Origin of the sequence: Geminocystis sp. M7585_C2015_104, assembly GCA_015295805.1 — a bacterium.
Taxonomy (GTDB): Bacteria; Cyanobacteriota; Cyanobacteriia; order Cyanobacteriales; family Cyanobacteriaceae; genus DVEF01.
In genome coordinates, this window is sequence record DVEF01000068.1 from 35,956 (window position 1) to 56,742 (window position 20,787).

Annotated in this window: 23 protein-coding genes and 1 pseudogene; 10 read left to right on the forward strand and 14 right to left on the reverse strand. The window is 46.5% G+C overall.

The annotated features are described in order from the left end of the window. Positions 1 to 488 precede the first annotated feature (488 nt). The 3 genes from IGQ44_08300 (at position 489) to IGQ44_08310 (ending at position 2,689) form a co-directional block, all read left to right on the forward strand. A complete protein-coding gene (locus IGQ44_08300; protein HIK37976.1) occupies positions 489 to 1,877 on the forward strand; it encodes a peptidoglycan DD-metalloendopeptidase family protein in 1,389 nt (462 codons plus the stop codon). 130 nt (positions 1,878 to 2,007) lie between these two features. After that, positions 2,008 to 2,256: a 30S ribosomal protein S16 gene (gene rpsP / locus IGQ44_08305; GenBank protein HIK37977.1), complete on the forward strand. Its 249-nt coding sequence runs from the start codon at positions 2,008 to 2,010 to the stop codon at positions 2,254 to 2,256. Beyond that, a complete protein-coding gene (locus IGQ44_08310; protein HIK37978.1) occupies positions 2,249 to 2,689 on the forward strand; it encodes a KH domain-containing protein in 441 nt (146 codons plus the stop codon). Before rpsP ends, IGQ44_08310 begins: the two co-directional genes overlap by 8 nt. Before the next feature lie 102 nt (positions 2,690 to 2,791). Here the strand turns inward: IGQ44_08310 and IGQ44_08315 are convergent, their stop codons facing one another. The 4 genes from IGQ44_08315 to IGQ44_08330 form a co-directional block, all read right to left on the reverse strand. Further along, positions 2,792 to 3,049, reverse strand: coding sequence for a hypothetical protein (locus IGQ44_08315; protein HIK37979.1), 258 nt, complete (start codon positions 3,047 to 3,049; stop codon positions 2,792 to 2,794). Further along, the gene (locus IGQ44_08320) at positions 3,046 to 3,171 is read right to left on the reverse strand and encodes a hypothetical protein (GenBank protein ID HIK37980.1); all 126 of its coding nucleotides are present in this window, start codon (positions 3,169 to 3,171) and stop codon (positions 3,046 to 3,048) included. Before IGQ44_08320 ends, IGQ44_08315 begins: the two co-directional genes overlap by 4 nt. A 286-nt stretch (positions 3,172 to 3,457) precedes the next feature. Further along, a complete protein-coding gene (locus IGQ44_08325; protein ID HIK37981.1) occupies positions 3,458 to 3,562 on the reverse strand; it encodes a tetratricopeptide repeat protein in 105 nt (34 codons plus the stop codon). A 51-nt stretch (positions 3,563 to 3,613) separates the two neighbouring features. Continuing rightward, positions 3,614 to 3,796 (reverse strand): hypothetical protein, encoded by a 183-nt coding sequence (locus tag IGQ44_08330; GenBank protein HIK37982.1) that lies wholly within the window; start codon positions 3,794 to 3,796, stop codon positions 3,614 to 3,616. A gap of 139 nt (positions 3,797 to 3,935) precedes the next feature. On the opposite strand from IGQ44_08330, the gene IGQ44_08335 reads away from it, so the two are divergent. Continuing rightward, complete coding sequence (locus IGQ44_08335) at positions 3,936 to 4,211, forward strand: acylphosphatase (GenBank protein ID HIK37983.1); 276 nt, start codon at positions 3,936 to 3,938, stop codon at positions 4,209 to 4,211. Positions 4,212 to 4,239: 28 nt separating this feature from the next. On the opposite strand, the gene glmS is transcribed toward IGQ44_08335, so the two are convergent. From glmS to hpnJ, 4 genes are all read right to left on the reverse strand, one after another. Next, positions 4,240 to 6,105 (reverse strand): glutamine--fructose-6-phosphate transaminase (isomerizing), encoded by a 1,866-nt coding sequence (glmS, locus tag IGQ44_08340; GenBank protein HIK37984.1) that lies wholly within the window; start codon positions 6,103 to 6,105, stop codon positions 4,240 to 4,242. A gap of 83 nt (positions 6,106 to 6,188) precedes the next feature. Beyond that, on the reverse strand, positions 6,189 to 6,743 hold the full coding sequence (locus IGQ44_08345) for a DUF3172 domain-containing protein (GenBank protein ID HIK37985.1): 555 nt from the start codon (positions 6,741 to 6,743) through the stop codon (positions 6,189 to 6,191). 50 nt (positions 6,744 to 6,793) lie between these two features. Then, entirely contained in the window at positions 6,794 to 8,530 is a 1,737-nt protein-coding gene (locus tag IGQ44_08350) for an ABC transporter ATP-binding protein (protein HIK37986.1), read from the reverse strand. Positions 8,531 to 8,585: 55 nt separating this feature from the next. Then, the gene (gene hpnJ / locus IGQ44_08355; protein ID HIK37987.1) at positions 8,586 to 10,025 is read right to left on the reverse strand and encodes a hopanoid biosynthesis associated radical SAM protein HpnJ; all 1,440 of its coding nucleotides are present in this window, start codon (positions 10,023 to 10,025) and stop codon (positions 8,586 to 8,588) included. A 208-nt stretch (positions 10,026 to 10,233) separates the two neighbouring features. Here hpnJ and psbV point away from each other — a divergent pair, with 208 nt between their 5' ends. The 3 genes from psbV to IGQ44_08370 all read left to right on the forward strand — a co-directional run bounded on the left by psbV (position 10,234) and on the right by IGQ44_08370 (position 12,320). Further along, the gene (gene psbV, locus IGQ44_08360; protein ID HIK37988.1) at positions 10,234 to 10,725 is read left to right on the forward strand and encodes a cytochrome c-550; all 492 of its coding nucleotides are present in this window, start codon (positions 10,234 to 10,236) and stop codon (positions 10,723 to 10,725) included. Positions 10,726 to 10,950: 225 nt separating this feature from the next. Then, positions 10,951 to 11,454, forward strand: a complete 504-nt coding sequence (locus IGQ44_08365; protein ID HIK37989.1) for a YqeG family HAD IIIA-type phosphatase — start codon at positions 10,951 to 10,953, stop codon at positions 11,452 to 11,454. A 239-nt stretch (positions 11,455 to 11,693) separates the two neighbouring features. Beyond that, positions 11,694 to 12,320 (forward strand): hypothetical protein, encoded by a 627-nt coding sequence (locus tag IGQ44_08370; protein ID HIK37990.1) that lies wholly within the window; start codon positions 11,694 to 11,696, stop codon positions 12,318 to 12,320. A 28-nt stretch (positions 12,321 to 12,348) separates the two neighbouring features. On the opposite strand, the gene obgE is transcribed toward IGQ44_08370, so the two are convergent. After that, entirely contained in the window at positions 12,349 to 13,404 is a 1,056-nt protein-coding gene (obgE, locus tag IGQ44_08375; GenBank protein HIK37991.1) for a GTPase ObgE, read from the reverse strand. A gap of 37 nt (positions 13,405 to 13,441) precedes the next feature. Further along, positions 13,442 to 15,314: pseudogene (recQ, locus tag IGQ44_08380) on the reverse strand (DNA helicase RecQ). A 322-nt stretch (positions 15,315 to 15,636) separates the two neighbouring features. On the opposite strand from recQ, the gene IGQ44_08385 reads away from it, so the two are divergent. The 3 genes from IGQ44_08385 to IGQ44_08395 all read left to right on the forward strand — a co-directional run bounded on the left by IGQ44_08385 (position 15,637) and on the right by IGQ44_08395 (position 17,062). Next, positions 15,637 to 15,930, forward strand: a complete 294-nt coding sequence (locus IGQ44_08385) for a 2Fe-2S iron-sulfur cluster binding domain-containing protein (GenBank protein HIK37992.1) — start codon at positions 15,637 to 15,639, stop codon at positions 15,928 to 15,930. Between the two features lie 126 nt (positions 15,931 to 16,056). Beyond that, a complete protein-coding gene (locus tag IGQ44_08390) occupies positions 16,057 to 16,266 on the forward strand; it encodes a hypothetical protein (GenBank protein HIK37993.1) in 210 nt (69 codons plus the stop codon). Positions 16,267 to 16,297: 31 nt separating this feature from the next. After that, on the forward strand, positions 16,298 to 17,062 hold the full coding sequence (locus IGQ44_08395; protein ID HIK37994.1) for a DUF3747 domain-containing protein: 765 nt from the start codon (positions 16,298 to 16,300) through the stop codon (positions 17,060 to 17,062). 9 nt (positions 17,063 to 17,071) lie between these two features. Here IGQ44_08395 and IGQ44_08400 read toward each other — a convergent pair whose 3' ends face one another. The 4 genes from IGQ44_08400 to psbB all read right to left on the reverse strand — a co-directional run. Further along, positions 17,072 to 18,097 (reverse strand): 30S ribosomal protein S1, encoded by a 1,026-nt coding sequence (locus IGQ44_08400; protein ID HIK37995.1) that lies wholly within the window; start codon positions 18,095 to 18,097, stop codon positions 17,072 to 17,074. 331 nt (positions 18,098 to 18,428) lie between these two features. Continuing rightward, a complete protein-coding gene (nrdR, locus tag IGQ44_08405) occupies positions 18,429 to 18,962 on the reverse strand; it encodes a transcriptional repressor NrdR (protein HIK37996.1) in 534 nt (177 codons plus the stop codon). 201 nt (positions 18,963 to 19,163) lie between these two features. Continuing rightward, entirely contained in the window at positions 19,164 to 19,262 is a 99-nt protein-coding gene (locus tag IGQ44_08410; GenBank protein HIK37997.1) for a photosystem II reaction center protein T, read from the reverse strand. Between the two features lie 88 nt (positions 19,263 to 19,350). After that, positions 19,351 to 20,787 (reverse strand): photosystem II chlorophyll-binding protein CP47 (psbB, locus tag IGQ44_08415; protein HIK37998.1); only part of this gene is annotated, 1,437 nt, incomplete at its 5' end.

Sequence of the window (20,787 nt, forward strand, 5' to 3'; positions counted from 1 at the left end):
CTTTAATCTCTATTTTTTCTTGGAAAACAATCCCCAATTGAATTCCACGGGTTTTATTTTAGCTAAAAATACGGAGAATTTTGTTTGGCAATAACTTTTTCCCCCTATTCTTCGTCTTTTTTTAACCCTCGGAAAACACCTAGATATTTTCCCAAGGTTTTATCTGGGATTAAACAAAGACAAAGTTGGGAAAGAGGGTTGAAGGGGGGAGAAAAAAATAAGTGGAACAAATAAATCAGAGGGGGGATTTTGTAAAAAGAAATACCATAAAAACACTAAAAAGCTCTACAGCCAGGGGGCCAGTGGCAGGCAAGAGCGGAAAGAAAAGGGAGAAAGAAAAAAGGGAAACTATCTAGAAAAAGATATAAGAAATTTATATCACTAATTTGTTGAAAAAGGCACATTAACTGCTATATTTATCCTTGGCTTAGTACCCCAGGGAAACGAAAATGAGTCTCCGCCATTTACTTGCCGTGTGATGAGATGACATGAATAGTAGGGGAGTAGTGTTCATGAACTCAAAGGAGCTATTAAAGGGATTGTCTCAGACAATGATAGTACTGGGAGTGGGATTGATATTAAATCCTGACTCAGCCAGGGCCACTGTTTTAGACTCAATTGGTGGGGAAAGTGAGGAGGTTTCCCGTCCAACCCTATTGGTTAAAAGTGCCGAACAGGTCTCTCTTTTGGTCAAGAATGAATCCCCCAATCCAGACAGCATTTCTGTCAATAGCCCTTCCGGGTCCATGGGGGATGAAGGCATGTCCTCTTCCCAAAATAGAGATTTTGTCAGCAGTGAGGGGGATATGGGCGGGGAAAAGACAGCCATAGAAAGCTCCTCTAATACAACCGAAACAGGGAATGATGATACTGTTGCCACACAAACATCTTACATTTCCCTGGCAGTGACAGCTCAGAATACAATTACTGACACAGCAGTGACCCCTGAAAAGAATGTGGTAGCTCAAAGTACAAGTATCAATATACCAGTAACCCCCGAAACAGATGTAGTGGCGCAGAGCACAGGTATCAACATACCGGTAGAAGCCCCGTCCCGGGAAACTGTAAATGCCTCCCCCACGGAGACGGCAAAACAAATAGCAATACCCGTCAGTGTGGAGGCTCCACAAAGCAGGACAGACACCAGCTTTGTGGCAGTGCCGGTAATGGAGCCTATCCCAGAAACAAAAACCCAACAGTATGCCAGCAGCGGCGGGGGCATGCCCTTAGAAACGGGGGAACCAGTTTTCATAGAGGAGGAAACAGAAGAGCAGATTCTGCCACCATCTACTCGTGCTACTGGGAGTTTTTCTAATACCACAAGCCCCGTCAGAGAAGAGGGGAAAAGGGGAGGGCTGGTCAGTGCTATCAATATAAACATTGAGCCCTACGAGCCAGAAATAGACCCCTCCCAGGAGGAGACAGAGATACCAATTCAACCGCAATTAGTAACCCCCAGCCCATCAGAGCAGTCAGAAAACAGGCCAATGCCAGGGTTTATTTGGCCGGCGCGAGGAGTGTTGACGTCGGGCTTTGGTCGGCGTTGGGGAAGAATGCACAAGGGAATAGACATTGCGGGGCCTGTGGGCACCCCCATTGTAGCGGCTGCCGACGGGGTTGTGATCTCAGCCGGTTGGAATGCGGGGGGATATGGCAATGTGGTTAGGATCAGACACTTTGATGGGACAATCACCCTCTATGCCCACAACAGTAAGATTCTTGTGCGTCGTGGAGATTACGTGACCCAGGGACAGCAAATAGCTAAAATGGGCAGTACTGGGTTTAGCACTGGCCCCCACTTGCACTTTGAAATCCATCCCCAAGGGAGAAGGCCCGTTAACCCCTTGGCCTTTTTGCCTCCTAAAACTAGTCAGTAGTGGGCCCTGGTTTTAATTAGTTTTAATTGTCCCTCATGGCGCCCCCAGGGGTGGGTGCCAATTTGGTTCAATTTTCAGTATCATAGTAACCGGAGCAGTAAGAGTAAAATCGGAAGCAAACTCAAAGGATATGGTGAAAATACGTCTGAAAAGATTTGGGAAAAAGGGAGAACCCAGTTATCGGATTGTGGCAATGGATAGCAGGGCTCGTCGAGACGGTAAGGTGTTAGAAGAGTTGGGATACTACAACCCTAGAACCAAGGAAACCAGACTAAATGTTCCCGCCATCGTAAACAGACTAAAACAAGGTGCTCAACCTACCGATACTGTTCGTAGTATTTTGGCCAAAGCAAAAGTGTTTGAACAAGTAAATGCTTAACTTAGGAGTGAATTCTAATTCCGGTTCTCATGTCAACTCCCCCCCCGGCGAGGGCAATAGGCCAGATTATGACGGTTTGATCCGCTTTTTAATAGAGCCCCTATTGGAATCCCCAGAACTTTTATGTTTTGACTGCGAATTAGTGCCTAGCACCAGGAAAGTCTGGATTCGTCTTGCTATCGAGGATGAGGATAAGGGGAGAATTTACGGCCGAGGGGGAAGGAACATACAAGCAGTTAAAACCATACTGCAAACGGCGGCTCAGTTAGCTGGTGATACTCTGTACTTAGAACTTTACGAAGATAATGACGGCAGCAGAAAGAGGATTCCCCGCCCCTCTATAGTACATTCCCCCCCTCCCAAGGCTCCCAGTAGCGCCCACCCCAAGAAGAGTCTCCGACGTCGTCGTCGCACTCCCAAATCTAGATTTTAAATTGTATACAAATGTCTAAACAAACAAGCTACAAGAGTTGCCGGCTCTTGTAGTTTTTTTATACACAAGTACTGTTTGTTCTCCCATTAGCTCCCTAACTGCTCAACTGCTCCACGGTGTGGCCCATGGCACTGCATCGTCGAATAGATGCCTCTGTTTCTTTAGACAGCTTTTCCCCTTCCAGGCTACAACAGGTCTTGACGCGATTGTAGTAGGTATGGGCAGTGGGAGATTGTTTTTGTTGTCTTCTTGTAATCCAGAATAGGCATTTCCTCCCCGCTCAATATAGGCAGTGGCCGGGCTGTAGTGGACACCAAGGAGTGAGGGGGTAACTTCAGTGGCTTTGCTGTAATACTTCATAGCTTGCCCACAGGCTGCCAACTCGTGATGGATATCCCCTGGGTCGACGTGAGGGGAGTTATCCTGATGGCCTTGTTGTAGTTTCTCATGGCTTTCTTGTAGTCCAGCAGGTCATAATACACAGTACCCCGATTGTAATAAGCCCGGGCTCAGGGCGCCAACATGTAGGGAAAGGGCTTTGTTGTAGTCTTTTATTGCTTGTATTTCCCCAACTTGTGGTAAGCTAAAGCTCTATTGTAAACAACTTCAGCTTAGTTAGGGGCGAGGGCCTCGCCTACAACCCTCTAGGTTTTTGGGATTGATTGTTATGGTCTCATTGAGGAGTTTAATAGCCTTGTCATACTATTTCAACCAAATAGGGGTTGGCGTCGAGGGCAATAGCTTTTTTGTAGTCTTCTATGACCTTCTTCATATTGCGGTATTACCTCGGTTATAGTAAGCCTCAGCCCAGTTGGGGTTAATCTGGATGGCTTGACTGTAATCTTCTATTGCCCAGCACGAAGTAAAACTCAGCGGTCGTGGGAACTATGGCAATGGCTCTGTTACAGTCTTGTTTTACTTTTCCTAAGTGGTGGTAGACAGTTGCCCTGTGGGAGAAGCTATGGGCAATGTGGGAGATAGGCTCAATTGCCGGAGTGTACTGTTGTTAATGTAGTGGTCATATTTCAATTGAGAGTCCGGAGGTAATGCCTGTGACAGGTGTTCTGGTAGGGCCTTTTCATATTCCCCCGGCTTAATGTGTTTCAAAGAGCCTTCCTGGGAGGGGTGTTTTGTTCTTCATGTCTTTTGGCTTTATAGCATAGCCATATTTTTTTGTCTTAAACCCCCCTAGCAGTTTTAATTGATATTGTGTATCTGTTGGCATTGGTTCAAGGAGTATCGCCTTATGACAAAGACTGTTAGGATTACTGTTTCCGGAAAGGTACAAGGGGTGTACTTTAGGATGTATACTCAGATGAAGGCAAGAGAGTTGGGAGTCCGGGGTTATGTGCGTAATCTCCCCAACGGGGATGTGGAAATTGTCGCCACTGCAGAAGAGGCCAAGTTAAAGCAACTGGTAGACTGGTGTCATGTGGGCTCCCCTTCTGCTGTCGTTACTAACGTAGCTGTAGAAGATATACATCCCCCAGAAACCTTTAGGGATTTTGAAATTCGCTACTAGTGTATTATGTAGGTTTACAGACCAACGCCTACTCTACTGTTACGGATTTAGCCAAGTTGCGGGGTTGATCTACATCTAGTCCCTTCAAGGAGGCAATATAGTAGGACAACAGTTGTAAGGGCACTACTGCCAACAGAGGTGACAACAACTCTTCCACCTCTGGCACAAACAATTTGTCCTGGAATATCTCCTCGTTTCTGTTTTCTGGCAACACTCCAATCAGTCTGGCATCCCTTGCCCTGGCTTCTTGGGCATTGGAAATCACTTTTTCATACACCCTCCCCGGCATGGCTATGGCGACTACGGGCACCCGGGCATCTAACAGGGCAATTGGGCCGTGTTTCATCTCCCCTGCCGGATACCCCTCTGCATGGATATAACTGATTTCCTTGAGTTTTAATGCCCCCTCTAGGGCTATGGGGAAATTGATCCCCCTGCCAATGAAGATAAAGTCTGTTGTCTCGGTGAATTGGTGTGCGAGTTGTTGGATTGCCTCCTCTTGGGAGTGGAGAATGTGCTCAATTTGACTAGGTAATTGCCATAAACCCTCGATAATCTCCCCCAGACGCTCTGATGTGATGGTTTTTCTCCTCCAGGCTAGATCCAGTGCCAACAGGTAAAAGGCAATCACTTGGGCAGTAAAGGTTTTTGTAGCCGCCACCCCTATCTCTATCCCCGCATAGGTGTGAATAATCTGGTCTACTATGGTGGTAATAGTACTTTCCGGGCGGTTGGTAATGCCCAAAAGACGAGAGTGGTAGGGGGGTTTTAGGTGGGCCCGTCTCTGTTTTTCCATTTCTAAAGCGGCTAGGGTATCTGCCGTTTCCCCTGACTGGGTTACCCCTATGGTTAGGGTGTTGGCCATCAGGGGGGTTGGCGAGTAGCGGAATTCCGAGGCATACTGGACAAAAGTCGGTATCCCGGCAATTTGTTCTAACAAATATTTCCCCACTAGACTCGCATGCCAAGATGTCCCACAGGCCACTATTTGGATATGTTCTAGATTTTCGTACATTTCCGGTTTGAGATTGAGGGATATGGGGTTGCCCTCCCCCTTCCAAGAGACGTCTAAGTATGCTTCTAGACAATTTCGTACTACTGTGGGCTGCTCGTGTATTTCTTTGAGCATGTAGTGGCGGAAACCCTGTTTTTCCACAGTGGTGGGACTGAAATCCAATAGGCGCACCCTCTTGCGCAGTCGTTTCCCCGCAAAGTCATATATCTCCACTCCTAGGGGGGTGAGACGGGCAATTTCACCGTTTTCCAAGGACAATACAGTATTAGTGTGTTTTACTAAGGCGGTTACGTCGGAGGCACAGAAAAATTCCCCCAGTCCAAAACCGATAATAAGGGGGGCACTCTGACGAGCCACAATCAACTCATCGGGGTGAGCTGCATGTAAAATGGCAATGGCAAAGGCTCCGTGTAGTCTATTTACTGCCTTGATTACGGCTTCTAAAAAGGGCTCATTGTTGTCAGGACAGTAATATTCGGCGATGAGGTGGGGGATTACTTCTGTATCTGTGTCGGAGACGAATTGATGTCCTTTTTCTGTCAATTCCTCTTTTAACTGCTGGAAGTTTTCGATTATGCCATTTTGGACTACTGCTATTTTCCCTTTGTCGTCACAATGGGGGTGGGCATTGTATTCTTCTGGTTTGCCGTGGGTTGCCCAGCGGGTATGTCCAATCCCTATGGTGGAATTACTTTTTTCCTTCTCCAGTTTGCTGCGCAAATTGTATAATTTCCCCTTGGCTTTTATTACTTTTATCTGCCCGTCTACAACGGTGGCTACTCCTGCTGAATCATACCCTCTGTATTCTAGTTTTTCCAACCCTTCTATTAAAATCTCCAGGGCGTTGCCCGTGCCAATATAACCTACAATTCCACACATATTTGGTTTTGAAAGGGATTTCCAGTAGTTTATTAGATTATAGATGGACTTTTCGCCATAAATTAACCAATAATTTCCTCTACTTAAAATTCTTCTGTGGGTTTGGGATTTACTGAGCCTTCTGGATTCAGGAATAAATTACCTGCCGCGTCGTTTTGATAAATACAGTCTATTTTTGGGTTGGCGTCTAGACTACCTGTGAAACCAAAAGTATTCATGCGGTTTTTACACTGACGGACTTGTTCTTCTGTTATCAGCCTTCTTTGTTCTAGAATGGACCAGTTGTTTTTCTTTAACACGCAACCTGGCCGCATTACAGGCTGTGATACGTACACATTAAAGGGGTTAAGAGTGATAAACACCCTTAGGTCCGAAACAATGGCACTAGCGCCAAACTGCACACATATTTCTGGGTTGGGGGCACTGCGATCTATTACTTCTCTCGATGCTACATTTGGACTACTTGTAGTTTGTCCTGAACTCAAAGCAATACCCACACCTATCCCCAGGATGAAAATGCCGGCACAGATGGCCACCAGGGTATAGTTAATTTTTTCCGGGAAAAAAGGGGTGCCTTTGCTCTTGGTGGGGGTTTCTGTATAATATCTGGAATAGGGGGATTGTGGTTTACGCCTCATGGCTTAGTTTTGGGTTTTTGTCGTATCTACATGATAACTAATGGTTTATATTACTGGGGTTGGTGGTAGAATTGTCGGGCGTGGAAGGCTGCATATCTTCCATTTAGCTTTAGTAACTCTTCATGGGTTCCCGATTCTATGATTCTACCCTTTTCCAACACTAAAATCCGGGTTGCTTTTCTCACCGTAGCCAGACGATGGGCAATTACAAATACCGTACGGTCTTTCATTATCCTTTCTAATGCTTCTTGTACCAACACCTCCGATTCTGAGTCTAAGGCGGAGGTAGCCTCATCTAGGATGAGGATTTTCGGTTTCCAGAATATGGCGCGCGCAATGGCAATCCGTTGTCTTTGTCCTCCTGAAAGACTCACACCTCTTTCTCCCACGTATGTATAATAGCCCTGGGGTAGATGGCAAATGAATTCATGGGCGTTGGCAATTATTGCTGCTTTTTCTACCTCCTCCATGTCAAAATTTGTTGCCCCAAAAGCTATATTTTCTGCTATCGTCCCGGAGAATAAATTAGTTTCCTGGGGGACTATTCCTATTTGTTTCCTTAGACTTTTTATTGTGATATCTTTTATGTTTATCCCATCAATTAATATTTCTCCTTCATCCACGTCATAAAAGCGAGGCAAAAGGTTTACCAATGTGCTTTTCCCCGCCCCCGATGCCCCCACTAAGGCAATTATCTCTCCTTTTTTTGCGGTAATGTTAATATTTTCTAATACTTTTTTTCCCGGCGAGTAGCTGAAAGAGACGTTGCGATATTCCACGTTGCCTTCTATATTCTCCAGTTTAATTGCCCCCGGTTTTTCCACAATCAACGGCTTTACTTGCAGCAATTCAAATACTCTTTCTACTGAGGCCTCTCCCTGTTTAAATTCATTATAATTGCTGGTAGTTATGGCGATGGGATCTATTAGTAAAGCCACTGCAGTAAGATAACTGATAAAATCGGCACCAGTCATGTTGTTTAGAGAGATTTGCCAGCCGCCCAAAAAAAACAGGAAAATTATACTCATTGCCTCTAGAAAGCCCACCACCACGTACTGAAGGGCCCTATTTTTTTCTGCAGCCAGTTTGGCTTTTCTAGTATTTTCTGCCTCGAGGGAAAAGCGTTGTATTTCATATTCTTCTGCAGCAAAAGCTTGTACTAGTCTGATACCAGAAATAACCTCGGTAAGCAGGGATGATAGATTAGAAACCCTATTTTGACTTTTTCTGGTCAATTCTAGCAGTTTATTGCCAAACCAGGTGATTAAAAGTGCCATCAGGGGGGCTATGGTTAAAGTAGCTATAGTCAGTTGCCAATTGACAAAAAACATGTAGGCAATTACGACAATTAGCTGTAGAATACTAGGGATAAATTGGTGGAAAATTTTGTTGATTACCTCGCCAATTCTGTCCACATCTTCAGTCAAACGGTAGGCTAAGTCGCCGGTTTTAGCTACTTGGAAATAGCTTAAACTAAGGGTTTGTAAATGGGCATAGACTAGTTTCCGCAAATCGAAGGCAATTTGGAGGGCGGCTTTTGCCATGAAAGTATCTTGCCCATATTGAGTAAATCCCCTGACAAGGAAGACTACAGCAGACAATCCCGCCAGGGAGATAATAGAGTCCAAATCCCCCTTACCCACATACTCAGCCATTCTACCTGCCAACCAGGCCATAATGGGCCAGAAGGTGGTAAAACCAATAGTGCAGGCAAAGGCAATGGCAATAGTTTTTGCTTCTTTGAGGATATGGGGGATGAGTAACCGATAGCTGGATTGGGATAACAATTTCAAACCTGTCCAATGGGCGATGAGTGGCCGACGTGTTGTTAATTTTAACAGGCTAAGAGGCCATCCTTTGAGCTTTTTGTTTTCTTTCTCTTAGGTAGGCGAAAAATTCCTTGGCTTCCCGCAATCGTCTCTTAAACATTTGGGTGTCACTCAACATCTCACCGACAATAGGGATTATGGCCCGTGGGCGGAAGTAGAAACGACGATACATTCTAGCAACTGCCTCTTCAATTTCGGCGGCAGATAGATGGGGGTAGGAGAGGGGTGACAGTTGGATTCCAGAGTCGGCCACTAGCTGGGTGTCGGTAAACCAGTTGTTTTCCAAAGCCTGTTGGTATAATTCTGTGCCGGGATAGGGTGCGGCAATGGACACCTGAATAGTGTGGGGGTTAATCTCACAGGCGAATCTAATGGTGTCTTCGATGGTTTCTTGGGTTTCGTTAGGCAGTCCTATGATAAAAGTCCCATGGACCTTAATACCCAATTTACGACAATTTTCCATGAATTTGCGGGCTACTTCTAGTTTTATGCCTTTTTTGATGCCGTCAAGGACTTTCTGATTGCCAGACTCAAATCCCACTAGTAATAGTCTTAAGCCGTTTTCCTTAAGTTTTTTAAGGGTATCATAGTCCAGGTTGGCGCGGGCGTTACAACTCCAGGTAAGTTTAAGTCGTTTCATGTGTTCACTGATGGCGATAGCTCTTTGTTTGTTGATGGTGAAGGTGTCGTCGTCAAACATGTATTCCTTAACCTTGTCGCCGAAGAGACTTTTAGCTATTTCCATTTCTTTGCCAACGGCGTCTGGGGATTTAGCACGGTACACGTGTCCACCAATGGTTTGTGGCCATAAACAGAAGGTGCATTTAGCTGGACAGCCTCTGCCAGTGTAAAAGGAAATGTAGGGGTGTAGAAGGTAGCCGATAAAATATCTGTTGATGTCCAGATTTTCCGCATAGACGGGGAAGACGCTGGGGAGAGAGTCCCAATCGTGGATTAATTCCCTTTCGGGGTTGTGGATGATATTGCCGTTTTTGTCGCGATAACTCAATCCCTTAATTTCAGAGAAGTCTTTGCCTTCTGCTAATTCCTTACAGGTGAAGTCGAATTCATTCCTACAAACGAAGTCCAAAACGGGATAGTCTCGTAGGGTTTTTTCTGGCAAAACCGCCACATGAGCGCCTACAAATCCCACTTGGGTGTCTGGATTTTGGGCTTTGATGGCGGCGGCGCATTTAGCGTCATTAGCGAGGGTAGGGGTGCTAGTGTGAATGATCACCAATTCGTAGTCTTTGGCGATGGCTAAAACCTCTTCTAGGGTTTGTCCGTGGGGTGGGGCATCTACCAGACGACTACCCTTAACCAAAGCTGCTGGTTGTGCCAGCCAGGTGGGGTACCAAAAGGAGGTAATTTCCCGCTTAGCTTGGTATCTCGCCCCGGCGCCTCCGTCAAAACCGTCGAAGGAGGGGGGATTGAGGAATAAGGTTTTTTTCATTAGTCAAGTCACTCCCACAACCACAATTTTTTCCCCTCATTGTACTATTTGCCCTCCCTATCCCGTACTGCTTCATTGCAATCCCCCACCCTGAAAAGAATGTAACAAAAGTTTACAATAATTTCTCATATGGGAAGCAGTTTTAAGAGAAAATAATTAGGGTGTGATTAAGACCTGGAAAATAGGAAAATATAATAGTTTGAGGGATATGTTGAAAAAAAGAGTTTTCATTTTTCTGATGGGGATTCTCTTGGCGTGGCAATCCTTTGTGGGGGAGGCAAGCGCGTTGAATTTAAGCGAGAAGGTGCGGACAATTCCCCTGAATGAGGAGGGGGATATGATTACTCTTTCCAACAAGGAGGTAGCCAAGGGGGCCGCCCTCTTCAAGAATAACTGTGCCCAGTGTCATATCCAGGGGAAAACTAAGACTAACCCCAACGTGACACTTAGCAAACAAGCTTTGGCCAATGCCCTCCCCGCCAGGGATAATTTGTTGGGTCTAATGGATTATATCAAACATCCCACCAGCTACGATGGGGAGGAGGATTTGTCTTTACTACACATGAATACAGAACGTCCTGACCTGTGGCCGGAGATCAGAAATTATACTGAGGATGACATTAAGGCGGTAGCAGGTTATATTCTAGTGCAGGCCAATGCCGATCCCAAGTGGGGCAATCTCTCTTTGATTGACAACTGACAACTAGGATAGGCAGTCCGCCCATCGTACACAATGCCATAACCACCGCCCCACACCTTGTTTTTGAGCTTAAAACTGCCAACGGGTGTGGGTTTAATTTGCCGGGGGGTCAAGTCAGTCAATTCCTCCACTTTCCCCCATTGGAAAATTGTATAATTGGTACTCGTGGCCTGTTGGAGACGAATTCCGGTTATGGCCGCTTTTTATGTTCAAAATTGACACCCCATGTCAAAAGCTAGAATCCTACAGCCGGACTTGGTGTTGGGAGATGTGGTTATCCACATAACTCCTGAATTACTTAAAAAATACAATCTGAAGGGTTTAATTTTGGACGTGGATGAGACTCTAGTGCCCTGGAATGAAACCGACATTTCCCCTCAACTATTAACTTGGATTGAACAGATACGTCCCCACGTTGCCATTTGGCTTGTCAGTAATAATTTTAGCTACAGACGTATTGAAAGAATTGCCAATTACCTGGGAGTGCCCTTTTTGCACGGTGCTGCCAAACCCTCTCGTCGTAAACTGTTGCAAGCTGTCCGGGCCATGAATCTGCCCTTAGAACAAATTGCCATGGTGGGCGATCGTCTGTTCACGGATATTCTAGCCGGCAATCGTTTAGGGCTCTTCACCATTTTAGTGGAGCCCATGGGGTCCAAACAGTTTTCTATCCGCAATTTTGAGGTTTGGTTGTCCCAGCTGTTGGGTGTTTCTCTTAGTAAACATTAATATTTGTTTGCATTCCTTCAAGTTTTGCTAGACAACTTAAAAATCTAAAAAAAATATTAAGAAAATGGGGGTTTAAAAAAAAACGTGGCAATATAGGAGTCGAAGATAATATTGGGGTCAGCCGAATAAAGACCCTAAATATAAGGCCTGGTTGATATACTAATTTCATTTATACCCATAACGGGGGGGCTCTTTCACGGGGCGCCCCTTACGGTTTTTGGGGAAGTAGGGGTGAATAGATGGCCGTGTCTAGACATAAGGAGATGGTCTTGAGGAGGGGAATAATAGCAAATGGGGTTTTCAGGACAATTGCCGTAGGCCTATCTACGGTTTACCTTTTTTTGATGACCATCTCTTCTTCAACGGGTGGGAATTCTTGTCCAGAGGAGGAGTTGTATTCTGGCCAAAAGCCTTCTCCCACCACTAGGAGGGTAAGGTTGCCAGAAGAGGGGATTGAAATATCTGTGCCTAGCAACTACAGGGTTATAAAAAGGAGTAACGGCGAGGTAGAAGTCCTACACCCCGCAGACTATGCCCTTTTGCGGTGTGTTGCCGAGGGAAGGGGATATGGCAGGGGTTATTATTCGGAGATTATTACCCTAATACCTAGAAAAGGAAACCTGACCCTGCTAGAACAAATAAAGAGGGACTTTCCGGACGAAGAGGTGGTTGATAGCTATTCAAGGGGTGTTTTGTCGGGGTATATTATCCAGTCGAAGGTAGGTTTAAGTCTTCCGGGTTTCATCGGCGCACACCCCACGAGGAAGGATGTATTACTGGTCATCAGTGCTAGTTGTGACTGTGACGTTGAGATGCAGGATTTCCTAGAGACTTTGTCCAGACTGGAGGTGGGGGTTTTGAAATAAGGGGAGATGGGGGTTGCCACCACTGGGATTAGGGTATAACCGGAGGTAGGGGGGTGGCATAGAGGCTGTTACTGGTTTCTGTGGGTTTAGGTTGAAGGGAGTCTAGTAAATCCCAGACTGCCTGGACAAGACGATCACATCCTTTGCCAGTTGCGGCGGAGATAAGGAAAACCGGATTAGTGGTGAAAGACTGGAATTGGGCAAGGACTTCTTGTTGTCTTTCCTCCTCCACGCTGTCGATTTTATTAAGGGCGATGATTTCTGGACGTTCGTCTAAACCCTTGCCATAGGCGCGTAATTCCTGACGGACTACCTGATAGTCGTGAAGGGGCTCGGGGTTATTAATGTCTACCAGATGGACTAAAACCCTTGTCCGTTCGATGTGTCTGAGAAAGTCATGCCCTAAACCGACACCACGGGAGGCACCTTCAATCAAGCCGGGAATGTCGGCAAATACTGTACCATCTCCTGTTGGTTTGCGCACCACACCCAAGTTGGGTACAAGGGTAGTAAAGGGGTAGTCTGCAATTTTGGGACGTGCTGCAGACAGGCAAGCAATGAGAGTAGATTTGCCGGCATTGGGCAACCCGATAATCCCCACCTCTGCTATCAGTTTTAATTCTAAACGGAGACGACGGTATTCTCCTTCTTTCCCCGGTAGGGCGTATTCAGGCGCGCGATTGCTGTTGCTAAGAAAATGTCGATTACCCAGTCCTCCCTTACCTCCCTTGGCTGCCACAAAAGTCTGTCCTTCTTCCACTAGGTCTACCAGTAATTCCCCTGTATCTGCGTCGTATACTACTGTACCACAGGGCACTTCTATTATTAAGTCCTTGCCGTCGGCGCCAGTACAATTGTTTGGACCTCCCCTTTTGCCGTTTTCAGCGCGAAAATGACGGACATATTTAAAGTCCAAAAGGGTTTGTAGTCGATTCACTGCTTTTAGTATTACATTTCCCCCTCGGCCGCCATTGCCGCCAGAGGGGCCCCCCGCCGGTACATATTTTTCCCTGCGAAAGGCGACAATTCCATCTCCTCCTTTTCCCCCTTGCACTTCAATTTCTACTTGATCTATGAACTGCATATGTGCCGTGAGCCTTATCTTCTTCTACAGCCAATATTTATTTTAGCCATTTCCCCATTTTCTCGCCCCAAGCCATGAGCAATTTTATCCCGTCGTAGCTATAATTTCCTCCCAAAAATTCCTTGATTTTACGAAGGAATTTGTTTCTCAATTTTTCCAGAGCACCACATATTAATTTCTACTTTTCTTTCCTGACAATTCTGTTAATAACTACTAGCCGATGCCTGTCTCAGCAACTCACAGAAATATTCAACCACAGTGGAGGGTTTTATTCTCCTTTTTCGGGCTATTTGTTATATATCCAGGCCCTGCTGATGGAGGGGCAGGTGGGGGAGGTGGCAGAGCCCCGGGGCTGGGCATTAGGTTTCTGTTTTTCTGGTAGAATTTGTGGGGACAATTTTAACCCTTTTATTACCCCTAAGTACTTGCCAACTTTCTGAATTTAATTTTAGGATGTCATGGCCGTCATTAGTTTCAGTTAAAAATCCCTGAAATATTAGTCCTCGTGCCAGATGTTCCCATTGGGCTCTACTAATATCCCTGCCGAGCCCATAGGTGGGGAGTAAATGATGACCGCATTTATAGACTTTTTTGGTTTTATTGCCTCTTAAAACATCTATAATATGCCTGACTCCAAATCTTTCGCCAGTGCGGGCGACACAAGACAAAAACTTTTTGGCCTCTACAGTCCAATCTTCCACATTTTTGGGATTCAAACAGTTATCACAGGCCCCACAATTGCCCTTAAATTTTTCGCCAAAATATTCTAGTTGGACGGTGCGCCGACAATAGGGGGTTTCTGCATATTCTTTCACTTTAAGGAACTGTTGTATTGCCAATTTTTGTTCTGTCAAAGTATTCTTTTGTCTAATAAAATATCTGATTTTGTGTTCGTCTTGAGGGCTGTATAGGAGGATACAAGTGGCTGGATTACCGTCCCTACCTGCCCTTCCGGATTCTTGATAGTAGCTTTCTAGATTTCTGGGCAAATCGTGGTGAATGACAAAACGGACATTTGGTTTGTTAATCCCCATGCCAAAGGCAACGGTAGCCACCATAATCCTCACCTCGTCTCGTAGAAAAGAATGCTGGTGGTGTGTGCGTGTCTCGTAACTCAACCCGGCATGGTATGGCACAGCGGAGATGCCGTCTCGCTGTAGACTATAGGCTAAATCTTCAGTGGTTTTCCTGGTAAGACAGTAGATAATACCGGCGCCTTGAAGAGAATTTATTAGTCGGAAAAGCTGGGGGTAGGCTGGTATTTCTTTGGAAATAACCTGATAATACAAATTGGGGCGGTTAAAACTGAAACGGTGTATTATGGGCTCCCGTAGCTGTAACTGAGAGATAATATCCCGTTGTACACGGGGAGTAGCGGTGGCAGTGAGTGCCATAATGGGGACGTGGGGGTAACGATGACGCAATTGTTTTAGTTGACGGTACTCTTGGCGGAAGTCATGTCCCCATTCTGAAATACAGTGAGCTTCATCTATAACGAAGGAGGCAATAGAAACAGTGTTGGCCAACAAGTGGAGAAAGTCTTGAAAATTCTCACTGACTAGTCTTTCTGGGGCCAGGTATAGGAGTTTACATTGTCCTGCTAAAAGGAGTTTTTGTATGTTTTTGATTTCTTCTCCTGATAGGGTACTATTGATGAAGGTAGCGTTTATTCCTTTTTCCTTAAGGGAGAAAACCTGATCTTGCATTAGGGAAATGAGGGGGGAGACGACGATAGTAACACCCTGTCTTAGGAGTGCGGGTAACTGAAAACAGAGGGATTTGCCGCCGCCGGTGGGCATTATCACCAGTAAGTCTCGGTTGGTGAGGGCATCGGCGATGATTTTTTCTTGCCCTTCTCTAAAGCCGTCATAGCCGAAGTACTTTTTTAGGGCTTGTAGTAACGATGTCATTTTCCTTTTACGGTGTTACTTTTTCCTATTGATAAGTATTTTAAATACCTTCCATAGTCTTTATTTTTTTCTATTTCCCCTGCCCCCGTCTTCTGGAATCCTTATTTTAAAAGGGTTATAAATATTTTAAATCTGAGATTATGGCGAATTAGGGCGAGTTTATATTATAAGTAATGATTATAGTAGCGAGGAGAAACAATTTCATTTTTAATATGTATAGAATGTTGAGCATTTATGCTCTAGTATTCTAAATAGACTTACTGGAATAGTAAGGGGTATTAGCCTGTAGTTTATAAACTGTATATCAAAGGGAAAGGAAAATATGGCAACTTACAAAGTAACTTTAATTACTCCCGATGGGGAACACACCATAGATGTAGCCGATGACCAGTACATTTTGGACGCCGCAGAAGAGCAAGGTATCGATTTACCCTATTCCTGCCGCGCTGGTGCTTGTTCTACCTGTGCCGGTAAGCTAATTGAAGGAAGCGTAGATCAGTCCGATCAGTCTTTCCTAGATGATGAGCAAATCAGGGCCGGGTATGTTTTGACTTGTGTAGCTTATCCCACTTCTGACTGCAAAATCGAAACCCACAAGGAGGAAGAATTGTACTAAACCGAAGTTCCCGGCAGAGTTATAATACTATTGTGATAAAATCATCCGCCCTCTGCCGGCGGTGGGACTTGCATCTCTTTCTCTCTCTTGTTTTGTACTCCCCTCTATGGGGGGTGTTGTTGTATTTTGTTATCAGTAACGAAACTCACCAGAGAAAAATTGGAACCTGGGGACAGGGATAATAGTCTAACGGTGATAGAAAAAGGGAGAATCAGCCATAAAGACAGGCCAAGATATATACCCAGTTTATCTGATTCTCTTTCCATAGGCAAATACGGATTGCGGAAATGTTGTCGTTGTGGCAATATTTCCCTGCAAGTGGGGTTTATTTTGTGATGATATTGTCATGGAAAAATGGGTTAAGAATATGTGGAAGAGTAGTATACTTCGCGGTTTAGCTGTATTATTATTAGCCACGGGGAGTGGTTTTGTGCCCACTGAGAAGGCAGGGACTACGGTGACCTTTCAGGAAACCGAGGTGAAACAGGAGGATTTTATTGCGGTAGCCCAACCCCTTGGGGGAAACAGATATAATTTGCTGGTGATTGAGCAGATTCCCAAAAAAAACAGATGTTGGCGGGAGGAAGGAGAAAACCCGGTTTCCGTAGACTTGTTACTGCTCAATTTTGATTTTACTGGCCATTGCCGTCGTAGCACTGATGCCAATGGTTATTCTATCCGCTATGATGGACAGGACTATGGCTTGGATTATATCCTTGCCCTGGTGGAAAGGAACGGGGAGGTAGTGTTGATGGGCTACAATCGTCGTAATACCTCAGCGTCGCCCATAGTGGTGGGCTCGACTCGGGGTATAAGCAGAAGTCCTATGAAAATTTTTCTCAATCCCGGTTGGCGTTTTACAAAAAGAACCTATGAGGGGAAGGTGTTGGGACATGTGTACTTCAGTTTTGATTCCAGCAGGGCTCCTGTGATGGAAAATAATGGTACAAGTCCAGCAACCAACAGTCCCAACGTCATAGATGCCCCACGGGGAGCCAATGGAGGTGAAAAAGGGAGGGTGTTGAGAGAGATTGTGGCGCCTCCGGCCAATGTGGCGCCTCCGGTGGGGGGAGAAAAGCCACAAAAAAGAAACCGGAAGGCATCACGTTTTGAGCGCTTTTCTGAGTACTAAGACTATCTCTTATGCTTCGGTAGTCTCTTCGGCGGTGGTTCCTGAGACCTCTTCTACCGCTTCAGTGGCTGGGAGGACGGCTTCTTCTGCCCCTTCAGCTGTGGCTTCTGGCAATGTGGCAGCCTCCCCTTCTGCAGCGGCTAGTTGTTTTTCTTTCCATTTTTTGGCCATTTCCTCGGCCTTTTCAAAGACTAGTTGCCTATTTCTGAGCATATCCCCTGGTTCGGGCTCTAATTGCTTAGTAGACAGGGAGATACGACCTCTTTCGGCGTCCAGGTCAATGATCATCACCTTAACCTCGTCATTGACATTGAATACGGCCTGAGGGGTTTCGATGTGCTCATGGGAGATTTCGGATATATGCAATAAGCCGCTGACGCCGCCGATGTCAATGAAGGCCCCATAGGGTTTGATACCACGAACAGTGCCCACCACCACTTGTCCTACCTCTAGGCCGTTCATCTTGCGCTCCACTAGGGCCCGGCGGTGACTGAGGACGAGACGGTTGCGCTCTTCGTCTACTTCCAAGAATTTCAAAGGTAGCTCCTGGCCCACTAGGTCTTCTTTGGCGTCTTTGACACTAATATGAGAACCGGGTATGAAGCCCCTCAAACCTTCTACTTTCACCAGGGCGCCGCCGCGGTTGGTAGCAAACACATGGGCGTAGACTGTGGCGTCTTCTTCCTTCAACTGACGAACTCTCTCCCAGGCGCGCATGTACTCAATGCGGCGGATGGAAAGGGTTAACTGCCCGTCCTCGTTTTCATCGGCTAGGATAAAGAATTCCCTGGTTTCATTGGGTTTCAACACGTCGGTGGGAGATTCCACTCGGTTGATAGAAAGTTCTTGCAGGGGAATATAAGCGGCGGTTTTGGCACCTATATCAATCAAGGCTCCTTTCGGCTCGATGTTAAAAACTGTGCCGACTACAATATCTCCTGGGCTAAAACGGTAGTCGTATTGTTCTAAAAGAGCGGCGAACTCTTCACGGGTAAAGCCGATGTCCACGTTACGGGTTTCTGTTTGATTGACCATAGGCATTTCCACTGTTTGGCTGTGAGTTGCGATAATGTTGATCCCTCCTGGATAACTGAAAAGAAGAACAATTCAAGTTTAGGGGATTAGATGAGTTAGAGTACAAGATCTACTATTCTACCCTTTCTCGACCCTGTAGGGGGAACTTTCCTTACCCACTAAATGGGGATTATTCCCTGGCGGGCTGATGGGCAGCTCTGGCGAGCTGATGGGCAGCTTTAAACCCAAACCCCCACCCCTTGGCCCCCATCCCTCAAAAGGAGTACAATCTCCGGTTCTGCTTTTATTATACAAAAGACCCATTGTAGCTCATAAGGGAGGGAGGAGACCATTAGAGATTTTTTGGTATTTTTTGGTTGTTTTGGACGGAAACCTCTACCGTTAGGGAATTTTTCTCATTTTCTTCCTCCACAGTTTTGTTTTCCAATTCCTGAAGCATTGTCACAAAGTCTTGGATGCTGGTAAAATTCTTGTAGACGGAGGCGAAACGGATATAGGCCACCGGGGAAATATTACTAAGATGAGCCAGGACGAGGTCGCCGATTTCCTTGCTGGTGATCACCCGGGGTCGTTTTTGTTCTATTTCCGACTCTATTTTTTCCACTACCCTTTCTAGTGTTTCTAGCTTAACCCCTGTTTTTTCACAGGCCCTTACTAGTCCCCTTAGGATCTTAGTACGGTCGAAGGATTCTGTGCTCCCGTCTTTTTTAATCACCGTGATGGGGACAAACTCGATTCTTTCGTAGGTGGTAAAGCGGTAGTGACAACGTAAACACTCCCTTCTCCGTCTAACACTTTTCCCCTTATCCGTGGTTCTGGATTCAATTACCCTTGTTTGACTATAATGACAGGAAGGACATTCCATAATCCCATGTACAATCCCATAATCCTATTTGCCTCGTGTTGTGAGGGGAACACCCCGTTCGGGGCGCAGCATATTTTCTCCATGTTAGCAAGTGATATTAACATTTTTTTATATAAAGAGGAAGAAATAAAACAAAAAGCCCCCCACCCCGGGGGGCGACGGGAGACTTGTTGCAGTTGTGGCTCCTCCCATGGGGAGGGGTTATCTCTTCTCGATTCTGGGAGGTTCTCGGAATACTACTGCGAAAAACAGGACCGCAATGGTCATAGCAAAAACCAAAATATAAGCCACTACTTCCATGGTTACCTCTCCTCTGTCATGTAAATGGGAAAAAAAGGGAAGGATAGAAACGGGGGTTTAATTCTATCCTAACCCATAAGACAGTCATTTAGGCTTCTACACGGCGGGTGGTCTTGTCGCCCACTTTTTGGAAGACACCCCACTCTACCTGTTCTGGATCTAGGTCGGGATCGATACCGGCAAAAACGTCGCGGAAGAGGGTACGAGCGCCGTGCCAGATGTGCCCAAAGAAGAAGAGGAGAGCGAAGGTAGCATGGGCGAAAGCAAACCAACCACGGGGACTGGTACGGAACACCCCGTCGGAGTTGAGGGTTTCGGTGTCGAAGCGGAAGGGTTCACCCAACTGGGCTTTGCGGGCAAAACGTTTTACATCCAGGGGATCGGTGAAAGTTTGACCGTCCAACTCGCCGCCGTAGAAGGTAACAGTAACCCCTGTTTGCTCGATGCTCAACTGGGATTCAGCACGACGGAAGGGGATGTCGGCTCGGACAATGCCGTCTTTGTCTACTAGAACCACGGGGAAGGTTTCAAAGAAGTTGGGCATACGACGCACTGTCAATTCGCGTCCTTCCTTATCTTTGAACACAGGGTGTCCTAGCCAGGCTTGGGCTATTCCATCCCCTTTATTCATGGGGCCGGTGCGGAAGAGACCTCCTTTGGCGGGGCTATTGCCGATATAGTCATAGAAGGCTAGTTTCTCGGGGATAGAAGACCAGGCCTCGGAAAGACTTGCTCCCTGAGCCAATTTTTCCTCCACCCGCCGTTGGATTTCTTGTTGGAAGTATCCCTGATCCCACTGATAACGGGTTGGCCCAAACAGCTCTATTGGGGTTGTAGCGCTGCCGTACCACATAGTCCCGGCTACAACGAAGGCGGCGAAGAAGACGGCGGCGATACTGCTGGAGAGTACTGTTTCGATGTTCCCCATTCTGAGGGCCTTGTAGAGTCTTTCAGGGGGACGTACGCTCAGGTGGAACAGGCCGGCGATAATCCCCACGATCCCAGCGGCTATGTGGTGGGCCACCACGCCACCTGGGTTAAAGGGGTTAAAGCCTGCTGGTCCCCATTCTGGTGCTACTGGTTCCACATGTCCCGTTAAACCGTAGGGATCGGACACCCACATACCAGGCCCCCACAAACCGGTGAGGTGGAAGGCGCCAAATCCGAAGCAGAGTAAACCCGCCAAGAACAGGTGAATACCGAAGATTTTAGGTAGGTCTAGGGCCGGTTCACCGGTGCGAGGGTCGAAGAAGAGGTCCAAATCCCAGTATACCCAGTGCCAAACTGCCGCCAAGAATAGCAAACCGGACAGGACGATATGGGCTATGGCCACTCCTTCAAAGGACCAGAAGCCGGGTTCAACTCCTGTTTCGCCGGTTACGCTCCAGCCTCCCCAGGAAGCGGTCACCCCCAGACGGGCCATAAAGGGGAGCACAAACATCCCCTGACGCCACATGGGGTTCAATACTGGGTCGCTTGGGTCAAATACTGCCAACTCGTACAACGCCATGGACCCCGCCCAGCC

Bases quoted from the DNA above. Each gene is read 5' to 3' on its own strand.
- IGQ44_08400 (HIK37995.1), bottom strand. From the start codon at position 18,097: ATGGTCAATCAAACAGAAACCCGTAACGTGGACATCGGCTTTACCCGT.
- IGQ44_08345 (HIK37985.1), bottom strand. From the start codon at position 6,743: ATGAGGCGTAAACCACAATCCCCCTATTCCAGATATTATACAGAAACC.
- psbV (HIK37988.1), top strand. From the start codon at position 10,234: ATGTTGAAAAAAAGAGTTTTCATTTTTCTGATGGGGATTCTCTTGGCG.
- IGQ44_08385 (HIK37992.1), top strand. From the start codon at position 15,637: ATGGCAACTTACAAAGTAACTTTAATTACTCCCGATGGGGAACACACC.
- IGQ44_08395 (HIK37994.1), top strand. From the start codon at position 16,298: ATGTGGAAGAGTAGTATACTTCGCGGTTTAGCTGTATTATTATTAGCC.
- IGQ44_08365 (HIK37989.1), top strand. From the start codon at position 10,951: ATGTCAAAAGCTAGAATCCTACAGCCGGACTTGGTGTTGGGAGATGTG.
- nrdR (HIK37996.1), bottom strand. From the start codon at position 18,962: ATGGAATGTCCTTCCTGTCATTATAGTCAAACAAGGGTAATTGAATCC.
- IGQ44_08315 (HIK37979.1), bottom strand. From the start codon at position 3,049: ATGAAGTATTACAGCAAAGCCACTGAAGTTACCCCCTCACTCCTTGGT.
- rpsP (HIK37977.1), top strand. From the start codon at position 2,008: ATGGTGAAAATACGTCTGAAAAGATTTGGGAAAAAGGGAGAACCCAGT.
- glmS (HIK37984.1), bottom strand. From the start codon at position 6,105: ATGTGTGGAATTGTAGGTTATATTGGCACGGGCAACGCCCTGGAGATT.
- IGQ44_08410 (HIK37997.1), bottom strand. From the start codon at position 19,262: ATGGAAGTAGTGGCTTATATTTTGGTTTTTGCTATGACCATTGCGGTC.
- IGQ44_08310 (HIK37978.1), top strand. From the start codon at position 2,249: ATGCTTAACTTAGGAGTGAATTCTAATTCCGGTTCTCATGTCAACTCC.
- IGQ44_08300 (HIK37976.1), top strand. From the start codon at position 489: ATGAATAGTAGGGGAGTAGTGTTCATGAACTCAAAGGAGCTATTAAAG.
- IGQ44_08335 (HIK37983.1), top strand. From the start codon at position 3,936: ATGACAAAGACTGTTAGGATTACTGTTTCCGGAAAGGTACAAGGGGTG.
- IGQ44_08370 (HIK37990.1), top strand. From the start codon at position 11,694: ATGGCCGTGTCTAGACATAAGGAGATGGTCTTGAGGAGGGGAATAATA.
- hpnJ (HIK37987.1), bottom strand. From the start codon at position 10,025: ATGAAAAAAACCTTATTCCTCAATCCCCCCTCCTTCGACGGTTTTGAC.
- obgE (HIK37991.1), bottom strand. From the start codon at position 13,404: ATGCAGTTCATAGATCAAGTAGAAATTGAAGTGCAAGGGGGAAAAGGA.